2 protein-coding genes are annotated in these 1272 nt (G+C 69.7%); both read left to right on the top strand.

Annotated features, from left to right (window positions below):
- A partial coding sequence (locus DD1DGNOD_RS06845) for an ABC transporter ATP-binding protein (RefSeq protein WP_131769695.1) occupies positions 1-575 on the top strand: 575 nt, incomplete at its 5' end.
- The gene (locus DD1DGNOD_RS06840; RefSeq protein ID WP_131765731.1) at positions 572-1261 is read left to right on the top strand and encodes an ABC transporter ATP-binding protein; all 690 of its coding nucleotides are present in this window, start codon (positions 572-574) and stop codon (positions 1259-1261) included. The genes DD1DGNOD_RS06845 and DD1DGNOD_RS06840, both read left to right, overlap by 4 nt.
- Positions 1262-1272 lie beyond the last annotated feature (11 nt).

Here is a 1272-nt window from a genome sequence, read left to right as displayed (position 1 = left end):
TCGGTGGCCGCAACATCACCCGGATGCGCCCGGACGTCCGGGCACGCTACGGTCTCGTCCAGACCTTCCAGGTACCGTCGTTGTTCACCAGCATGACGGTCATGGACAACCTGCTGGTCGGTGCCGAGAACAGGCACCGCGACTACGCCGGCGGGTTGCTGGGGCTCGCGCCACACGGCAGTGCCCGCAGCCGGCGGGTGGTGACCCGCACCCTGGAATCCCTCGACCTCACAGGCATCGCCGACACAACCACGGGAACGCTGCCGACCGGAGCGCTGCGCCTGGTCGAGCTCGCCCGCGCCCTGTGCGCCCGTCCCGACGTCCTGTTGCTCGACGAGCCGGCCAGCGGGCTGGACGGGCAGGAGACCGAACGGCTGTCCGGGCTGCTGCGGCGGGTCGCCGGCGAAGGGGTCGGCATCCTGCTCGTGGACCACGACGTCGAGCTGGTCTTCTCCGTCACCGACCAGGTGTACGCGATGGTCGGTGGTCGTATCGTCGCCGAGGGTGCACCGGCTGCCGTCCGTGATGATCCGACCGTCCGGGCTGTCTATCTCGCGCAGGGGCCGCTGGCATGAGCGCTGAACTGGTACTGACCGGGGCACGTGCCGGTTACGGAACCATCGAGGTCCTGCACGGGCTCGATCTGACGGTTCCCGCAGGGAAGGTCACCGCGCTGCTCGGGGTCAACGGCGCGGGTAAGAGCAGCACGTTGCGGGTACTCGCCGGCGTGTTACCGCTGCGATCGGGATCCCTGACCTGGCGGGGCAGGACAATCACCAGGATGTCGGCCCTGGACCGGGCCCGCTCGGGTCTGATGCTCGTCCCGGACGAACGTGCGGTGTTCGCAACCCTCACCGTGCGCGAGAACCTGCAGGTGGTGGTGGAGGCAATCGGGCAGCGGGACATCTCCCCGGCGCTGGACGCCTTCCCCCGGCTGCACGAGCGGCTTGTCCAACGGGCCGGGACGCTGTCCGGAGGTGAGCGGCGCATGCTCGCCCTGGCCCGTGCCCTGCTGGCTCGGCCCAAGGTGCTGCTGGTCGACGAGCTGTCACTCGGCCTGTCGCCCAAGGTTGCCAGCGAGCTGTTCGCCTGGCTGGCAACGGTCGCCCTCGGCGGGACGACGGTGGTTCTCGCCGACCAGTACACCAAGGATGCACTCGGGCTCGCCGACGTCGTCTACGTCCTGCACCGAGGCGAGTGTTCGTTCGTCGGGGATCCCGCGGAGCTGCACCCGACGACCGTGTCCGCCGAACCGGTCTGAGCGTCCTCCGG

Source organism: Candidatus Protofrankia californiensis (assembly GCF_900634765.1).
Lineage (GTDB): Bacteria > Actinomycetota > Actinomycetes > Frankiales > Frankiaceae > Protofrankia > Protofrankia californiensis.
Note: the sequence above shows the minus strand (reverse complement) of the source record. Positions and strands in the feature narration are given on the sequence as shown.